This window comes from uncultured Nostoc sp., assembly GCF_964245575.1.
Taxonomy (GTDB): Bacteria; Cyanobacteriota; Cyanobacteriia; order Cyanobacteriales; family Nostocaceae; genus Nostoc.
Genome location: NZ_CAXTNP010000261.1, coordinates 1 through 7,604 on the forward strand (window position 1 = coordinate 1; position 7,604 = coordinate 7,604).

A 7,604-nucleotide genomic window follows, 5' to 3' on the forward strand; every position below is an offset into this window, starting at 1 on the left:
AATTGGGCGTAAATGGTGATATTCCTGCCCCTGGCATTTATAATTTCTCTATTAAAAGTGACTTCGCAGTATGGCGACCAAGTAATGGCACTTGGTATATTCTGAGGAATTAGGGCTAATATTTTGTCTGGTTAATTTCCTCCAAGCAATATCTTTCCTAACCCTGCTCTGACAAAGTTTGATTTTTGCTCACCTCGTTCCTGCAAGCGGGGAAGAGTAATTTTATGTTGCACAATTGGTATTAAATTGTGCAAACTTCTATCTCTTCTTGAAACTGGTTATGACACAATACGCTTGGCTTTGTGAAAAATTGTAGATTGGGTTAAGCAAAACGCTACGCAACAAAGCCCCGGAAATGTTGGGTTTCGTTCCTCAACCCAACCTACACAATTTAAGGTTTTTGGCGCTAACTGAACCGTATTGGGCTCAAACCCTGATTACTTCGTCAACTGACAAAAGTTTTCGATCTCCTGAAATTGTTTTTGTGTACTCCGTTCACACGTTGTCACCACACGCTGATCTCCAGCAGTGTAAACTGCTACTTTTACCAATTTATAAAGTTATGTAACTTTTTGCATTATTTATAGCTAGCAAGTTGATAGCTGCTATACAAGCAGTTTTTGGCTGAAAAAAATGGCAGTTATTCACGGCACTACAGACCCTAGCACAAAAAATAGCACTAGAGGAAATGACACAGGTATGCAATTGATCCAACAGTTCGGAAAACTGTTAGCTTTTGTAGTCTTAATAGGTTCCTCAATGGTTTCAGCATCCTCAGTTAGCGCAAAACAATTACCAATAGACCAAGAACCAATAGACCGTGAGCCAATAAACCCTGGAACAATATGGAATCCACCATCTACTAAGAAAGCCATGACTTGGATTATCAACACTGTTATATATACCAATGTATACAACAGTGGCAAAACCTACGCCCAAGTTAGATATGATAATCAAACCGAGCCCTATTCTGGTGATACTTCTGTAAATCAATCCCTGTCACTACTTTGCATTCGGAAATCAACGGAACTCGCCGTTAATCCGATTCCAAATCAGACTCAATCCGCTATTACGCCTGGTGGTGCATCGAAAAACTCTTGGTCTGGTGGAGAAATCTTCGCTATTCCTAACGTTCTAGGTAGCTCCTTGGTGTCTCCAGAAGTAGCAGATGGTAAATGTGACCAAGCTGGTCAAGAACGTTATCATTTATCTGGGTTCAGGATGGCAGAGTTTCATGATGGCAGCGATCCATATGCAGGTTGGGGTTTTTGGGCACAATCCGACGATCCTAATCTGAGTAGCCCAGGTATTCGCTATTGGGTGAAAATTAACGATCAAAATGCGAATCCTTGGTAAGTAGTGGTTAGGCTGAGATATGGGGTGCGATTCGTTTTGGAGAAACCCATTTAGTTGCAAGAATCAATTAATGAATTCTAGCAAGAGATTTTAGAAAGCTTACGACAAAACCCTCAGAGTCCTTATCCATCGCTTAACTTCTGTTTACTTTTTGCATAAATCAAAAATAAGAACTCCACTCCTAAAAATTTCCTCTTAGAAGTGGGGATGTTAAGGACTTTTGCAAGAAGTCTAATATCTTTACCAACCCTGCTCTGACATAGTTTGATTTTTGCTCACCTCTTCCCCCCTTGCGGGGAGGAGTCGTTTTATGTGGCTAATTCATCCTTTCACTTAGCAACACCCTCTTTCTCGCACGGACTCCTCCTCAAAGCGGTTTTTGAGAAGGTACACCTACAGCACGAGGAAAATTAAGTGCTGTGTTTGCTACCTTACGCACATAAAGGCAATGACGGGTGCTATCACTTAGAGGAGTGGTAAATTTTTCAATTAACTCAATCACACCACCTAACTGGTTAACAGCATTTTGTAAATCCGTGGTTTCTTCCTTTGTCCAATTACCGCGATAAATTATGGCTAAACCTCCCTGTTTGAGCAGTGGTAAGGTATATTCTGCACAGACAGAGGCTGCCCCTACAGCACGGATCAATGCAATATCGTAAGCTTGTCGATGCTGGGGGTGCTGACCGATTTCTTCAGCCCTACCAATAAGAGTTTTGGCATTGGTAAGGGCAAGTTCAGTTAGTATATTGTCGATAAAAGTAATTTTTTTCCGAGTGGAATCCAGAAGAGTAATTGTGCAATTAGGTACAGTAATTGTCACTGGAATACCTGGAAAACCAGCACCTGTACCAATATCGATGAGAGCAGGGGAAGTAGGGGAGAAATTTGTTGATAACAAGGGTGCAATTCCTCGCAGAGAATCCCAGAGATGTTTTTCCCAAAACTCTTGGGAGTCAGTGATCCGAGTTAAATTGAGTTGGCGATTACCTTCTAGGATTAACTCATAAAGCCTTTGGAATTGCGCTTGCTGTTGGACAGTTGGTTGCCAATTGAGAGTTTGCTGCCAGATTTCTGCCATCTCAGGCAATAGGTTTGTCATTTGTCATTTGTCATTTGTCATTTGTCATTTGTCATTTGTCATGGGGCATAGTTCTTCTCCTTCTCCGTTTGCCCCCTCATCTATCCCTGCTCCCCCTACTCTTTTCTCATACCATTGGTAGAGGTTCTTTAACTTTGGCTTCTAGTGTCTTTGGATCTACTGATTGTAGTTCACCGTGGTTGAGTGTCCAGCAACGATCTGCGATCGCTAACAGATCCCCAGCATCGTGTGTCACTACCAACAGGGTCCAATCTTGTTTCAGTTTCGCTAATAAATTTACCAGTTGCCGACGCATTGACCAATCTAACCCAGCTGTAGGTTCATCCAATAACAGTAAATTTGGCTGGCGAATCAATTGCACTGCCAAAGCTAAACGTCGTTGCTGACCACCACTCAAAGCATGGGGGGCGGCTAAGAGCGATAAATCCTCTAATCCCACCTCAGTAAGGGCCTGTCTGACTCGTTCTGACCCTAACTCAGGATGTCCTAAACGCAATTCTTCTAAAATTGAACCACCGCAAAAGTGCCGTTCTGGAAATTGAAATACCAACCCAGCTAACTGTTGCAGCTGTTCGGCTATAAGTTCTTGTTCCCGCCAGAAGAGTGCGCCGCTAGTGGGTTCGGCTAGTCCCGACAAAATTTCTAGTAAGGTACTTTTACCCGAACCACTCGCGCCAATAATCAGACCTAGCTGCTGGGGTGCTAATTCCAAGTTGATCGATTTGAGAATCGCTGTTGGGCACGCTGTGGGGTGATAATTTAGATTTCGGAGATAGAGCATTTGTTAAGATTACCAAAAAGTCAGCAAATTACTGATTAGCTACACTGAGAGCATCTGGAAAATTAAAAGAAAGGATTAACACCTTAATCTAGCAGCAAGAATCATCCACTTTTTCTCCATTGTGGCAGACTCACCCTTAAAACTTTGGCTATAACCAGCCTGGGAACATGAAAAAATTACCAAAGTCAACCTTTATATAAAAAAATTTTGGTTGAAGCAGAGGCAAGTTAAAATTAACCATTTTTTGCATTCTAAGTAACACATACAACTATTTCAACCGCAAATATTCTGAGGGTTAAAATGACTAAAAGGTTTTCTTTGCCTAGATTAGTAGTGTCTGGTAAACTTATTACCCTTGCTCAAACTGCTTTTGGCGTTGCGATCGCACTTAATCTGTGGGTAAATCCCTCACTGGCTGGCGATCCATTTCGCAATCGTGAACCTCATCAAATTGGCGACCAAACAGAAGCCGCTTTTAAAGCGATTTTCCAACAAGGCAACTATCCAGCAGCAGAGCGTTATCTGCAACAAGCACTATCCAAAGAGCCAAATGAACCTCTAGCTTATGCCATGAGCGCATCTTTAGCATACAGTAATAAGGATTGGGCTAAATTAGACACCTACAGCCAGAAAACTCTAGAAACTGGACAAAAACTGATTTATAGCGATCCATTGCGTGGCAATTTATACACTGCCGTTGGTCATTTTTTAGAGGGTGCAGTAATTCTCACTCGTGAGGGTACAGTCAACGGTGTGCCGCAAGCTTTTAGTCGGTTGCGGCAAGTTTATGAATATTTAGACAAAGCTGAAGCAATTTCTGCCAATGATCCAGAACTTAATTTAATCAAGGGTTATATGGATTTATTGTTGGCGGTTAATTTGCCTTTTGCTAGCCCAGATCAGTCAATTGGACGCTTAGAACAAAATGCTGCTCCTCGGTATCTAGTAGATCGGGGTATTGCTCTTGCTTACCGGGATTTAAAAAGGTATCCACAGGCACTAGAGTATGTCAACCGGGCGATCAAAACCACATCTGATAATCCAGAAATTTATTATCTCAAAGCCCAAATCCTGAAAGAACTGGGGCAAAAAGAAAAAAGCCAGCAGATGATCCAGGAAGCAATCGCTAATTTTGACAAAGCATTGACTAAAAAATCCCAACTCCCAGGCGATTTAGTCAAACAAATTGAGAGTGAACGCAAAAATGCTGTTACCCTAAAGAATCCTTAGCCCCCATTCCCCACTCCCCACTCCCTACTTTGATATGCTTATTTGCAGAACAGTAATTGAGATACTAGACCAAAATGGAGATTCAGTTCCGCGAAATTAATCCTTTTGATGTGTGGATTTGGCTGAAATTCAGCACAAATCCTTCTGGGCGTGAAAAGCAGTATGTAGAAGAAGTTTTCAATTCCTGGTTTTATCTGGGTAAATTGGGTGCATTTAATGCAGAGAATCTTCAGGTGCAGGACACTGGACTCGATATCAGCTACATGAATTATGATGAACAAGGCTATGACAAAAGCCTACTAGCACTGATGCACAACATAGGTGAGTTTGAATATGAGGGACAGTGGGGACGTTGTTGGTTTGACTTAGGAACCAGTGATGCGATCGCTCTGGATATTTTAATCAACGCTCTCACCCAGCTAAGTCAGGAATATGTCACCATTGAAGAACTGTACATCGGTGGCGAAAATCCAGATTGGCCTATTGAGGGTAGCGAAAGTCGTCCTCAGTCTATTTACGATAATTAGTTACAAAAATGAATAAAGCAGGCGAAATTCGGGTAATAGCCTTGGGGCTAATTCGGGATGGCGAACGCATATTTCTTTCTGAAGGCTACGATCCCGTAAAGCAAGAAACATTTTATCGCGCTTTGGGCGGTGGTGTTGAATTTGGCGAAACCAGTCATGCCGCCTTAGAACGGGAGTTTCAAGAGGAAATTCAAGCAGACTTAACAAATATTAAATATCTAGGTTGTATAGAAAACCTGTTTACATTTAATGGTAGGCAAGGTCATGAAATTATTCAGCTTTATCAATGTGACTTTGTTGATTCAAAATTTTATCAACTGGAAAATTTAGTTTTTTCAGAATCACAAACTCATAAACATAGAGCGTTATGGATACATATCTCTCGCTTGAAATCTGGGGAATTCAAATTAGTACCTGAAGTATTTTTTGAATATTTATAAATCATGTATAAATTTAAATTGTAAGTGCAAACGCTCCAATAAAGGCCAATCTACGTTAATCTGCTTTAGATTTCGCCACCGCCATTGCACGGTAAGCACTCATCTTTTGATCTAAATCGAGTATGCGATCGCACTGTATAGCTACAACTGAGAGAGCAACTTGTTATATTCTGCGTGCGAACCAAGCCAAAACCAAATAACAGTATCTCCATCTAACTGTCCAACTGCTCGATAACTTTTACTAATCAGTGCTGAATAAATTGGTAGTTCTGGATGTACTTTTTTGAAGCGCAAGCTTGGATGGCTCGGATCTTGTTTGAAGAGGCGGTATGCCTCACGGGTTTGCTCTTGAACTTGCTCAGGTAGATCAGCAAACCCTTGACGAAACTGAGCGGTTATACGTGACTTCACAATGTATCTGGATCTAACTCTTGGGTTTTTCCTGCACGGTATTCAGCCATTGCCTCGGTTGCAAGGAAAGCGAGTACGTCAGGAGAACGGGCGAAAGCTTCATCCCAAGAGTGTTCATCTTCTAGTTCTTCCAAAATCATTGCCGCGATCGCATCTTGCTCATTGGCAGGCAAATTTTTTAGTTTAGCGATCGCTTGTTCAAGTAGCTCTGTCATGGCTGTCAATCGTTATGAAAGTCATACTATAAATTATCTATGCTTGCACTCTGTTGGGGTTGTTAGGGTGCGATCGATTAGGGTGAGAGCAAAGCGCGATCGCTCTCAATAGCAGAAGTCATAGGGTGTGAGTATAAGCAAGTGTTAGGTTTCCTAAGTTACAGCGGAGGTGATCTCACATAACCGAGGAAAGTCAACAAGTGTAAAACACAAAAAGAAGTAACACAAAGATAGACTCAAAGAGCATACAGGAGTCTTCCATCAAGCTGTACAGCTTCAACTTTGGATTTCAAAAGAGACTCAAAACTATCATCGCCTTCTAAGAGAAGTACAAGTTCTTTCAGAGTAAAAAGTATGATTAGCTTCTGGCTAAGTGCTTTTTTAATATCAATAATCGCTGCATCAGTATAACCTGACTCAGAAATGAAAATGCCACGAGCATCGCTCCTCAAGAATATTCGCATCATATGCTGTGCCACATCTCCGGGCCCTAACGCTTCTTTGCACCATTTCATCTCGACTAAATAGTGATGGTTGCTAACTTCAATTGCTCCATCAATTTGCTGGATTACGCCTTCGTTATTTTCCCCTGTTATGGTGAAAGATTCTCTAAGCAAAATCTTCTCACTTTCAAAGAAGTGATTCAATACAGACTCTAGTTTTTTGCCTCGTTTTTGAGGATTCGTTTCCTGATAAAGCGTTATTAATTCAGACCTAAGCTCTTGTCATTTCTGTCTCTTCTGCTTTAAATCTTCCACTCTTGCTTGTTCTTGGGCTTGACGTTTTTTCCTATCTTCCTCAAGTCTTGACTCACAATCTTGCTGTATTCTGGTAAAAGAGTCTTTAACATTGATCATCTCTCTCACCTTAGCAACTAACCCCATAGCTGCTATTCGGTCATTAGGCCAGCATCTAGAGAAATCATCAAATTCAGCAACTCGTTTGACAATTTCTCTTCTTTCACGAAGTACATGATCTCCAGCTTCATTAAGGCGAACTAATACGGTTCTAGCAATTTCATATTTATTAATACTGCTTGCATCTTTATTAACTTTTTCACTAACATCTGCTAAAATTTTTTGGCTAACTCCTGCACTTGAAAAAAAGATTATAACATCTTTCTTGCTCTTACAAAGTTTTGGAATTGTATCGATTAGCAAATTCAAAAAATCCGGTGAAAAATGAAATATTTGACCACCCATGCTTTATTTCTAGGGTAAGAAAATGAGATTGTTGTAAATCTGAATATCCCTAGAGGATGTTGAATTTGTATCTCTAGGTAAATCACAGTGATTAGCAGATTACCATTACTAATTATACCTTCGCCAACTAATTAATTGCCAAGACTGCTGAAACCTGTGCTTACTATGTTTATTTATAGGTAAAGCAACTTTAACTGGATAAGGTGCTTATCTTTCTTTATGTCCTTGCACTGTTATAAGAGGTATAAGTTTAAACTACTGTTCAAATAACGTCCGCCTCTGGAATCGCACCTTGCATTCTCCCGAAAGCATCAATCAAATTCTGCAATTGTTGATCTGC

General features: G+C 40.8%; 10 protein-coding genes. 4 read left to right on the forward strand and 6 right to left on the reverse strand.

The genetic code is table 11. The features are described from left to right. Window positions 1-633 precede the first annotated feature (633 nt). Window positions 634-1,356: a hypothetical protein gene (locus tag ACFFAP_RS30230; protein WP_375514673.1), complete on the forward strand. Its 723-nt coding sequence runs from the start codon at window positions 634-636 to the stop codon at window positions 1,354-1,356. 367 nt (window positions 1,357-1,723) lie between these two features. On the opposite strand, the gene rsmG is transcribed toward ACFFAP_RS30230, so the two are convergent. Next, complete coding sequence (gene rsmG, locus ACFFAP_RS30235; protein WP_375514674.1) at window positions 1,724-2,458, reverse strand: 16S rRNA (guanine(527)-N(7))-methyltransferase RsmG; 735 nt, start codon at window positions 2,456-2,458, stop codon at window positions 1,724-1,726. Between the two features lie 106 nt (window positions 2,459-2,564). Continuing rightward, a complete protein-coding gene (locus tag ACFFAP_RS30240) occupies window positions 2,565-3,239 on the reverse strand; it encodes an ABC transporter ATP-binding protein (RefSeq protein ID WP_375514675.1) in 675 nt (224 codons plus the stop codon). A 300-nt stretch (window positions 3,240-3,539) separates the two neighbouring features. On the opposite strand from ACFFAP_RS30240, the gene ACFFAP_RS30245 reads away from it, so the two are divergent. The 3 genes from ACFFAP_RS30245 to ACFFAP_RS30255 all read left to right on the forward strand — a co-directional run bounded on the left by ACFFAP_RS30245 (window position 3,540) and on the right by ACFFAP_RS30255 (window position 5,436). Continuing rightward, the gene (locus tag ACFFAP_RS30245) at window positions 3,540-4,469 is read left to right on the forward strand and encodes a Sll0314/Alr1548 family TPR repeat-containing protein (RefSeq protein ID WP_375514676.1); all 930 of its coding nucleotides are present in this window, start codon (window positions 3,540-3,542) and stop codon (window positions 4,467-4,469) included. A 74-nt stretch (window positions 4,470-4,543) separates the two neighbouring features. Continuing rightward, window positions 4,544-4,996, forward strand: coding sequence for a DUF3531 family protein (locus ACFFAP_RS30250; RefSeq protein ID WP_375514677.1), 453 nt, complete (start codon window positions 4,544-4,546; stop codon window positions 4,994-4,996). A gap of 8 nt (window positions 4,997-5,004) precedes the next feature. Then, complete coding sequence (locus tag ACFFAP_RS30255) at window positions 5,005-5,436, forward strand: NUDIX hydrolase (RefSeq protein ID WP_375514678.1); 432 nt, start codon at window positions 5,005-5,007, stop codon at window positions 5,434-5,436. Window positions 5,437-5,577: 141 nt separating this feature from the next. Here ACFFAP_RS30255 and ACFFAP_RS30260 read toward each other — a convergent pair whose 3' ends face one another. The 4 genes from ACFFAP_RS30260 to ACFFAP_RS30275 all read right to left on the reverse strand — a co-directional run bounded on the left by ACFFAP_RS30260 (window position 5,578) and on the right by ACFFAP_RS30275 (window position 7,264). Next, window positions 5,578-5,847 (reverse strand): hypothetical protein, encoded by a 270-nt coding sequence (locus tag ACFFAP_RS30260; RefSeq protein ID WP_375514679.1) that lies wholly within the window; start codon window positions 5,845-5,847, stop codon window positions 5,578-5,580. Then, the gene (locus ACFFAP_RS30265; RefSeq protein WP_375514680.1) at window positions 5,844-6,062 is read right to left on the reverse strand and encodes a hypothetical protein; all 219 of its coding nucleotides are present in this window, start codon (window positions 6,060-6,062) and stop codon (window positions 5,844-5,846) included. The genes ACFFAP_RS30260 and ACFFAP_RS30265 overlap by 4 nt, the downstream gene beginning before the upstream one ends. Before the next feature lie 236 nt (window positions 6,063-6,298). After that, window positions 6,299-6,709 carry a restriction endonuclease gene (locus ACFFAP_RS30270; protein ID WP_375514681.1) on the reverse strand — a complete coding sequence of 137 codons (411 nt, stop codon included), beginning with the start codon at window positions 6,707-6,709 and terminating at the stop codon, window positions 6,299-6,301. Between the two features lie 78 nt (window positions 6,710-6,787). Beyond that, complete coding sequence (locus ACFFAP_RS30275; RefSeq protein ID WP_375514682.1) at window positions 6,788-7,264, reverse strand: hypothetical protein; 477 nt, start codon at window positions 7,262-7,264, stop codon at window positions 6,788-6,790. Window positions 7,265-7,604: the final 340 nt, after the last annotated feature.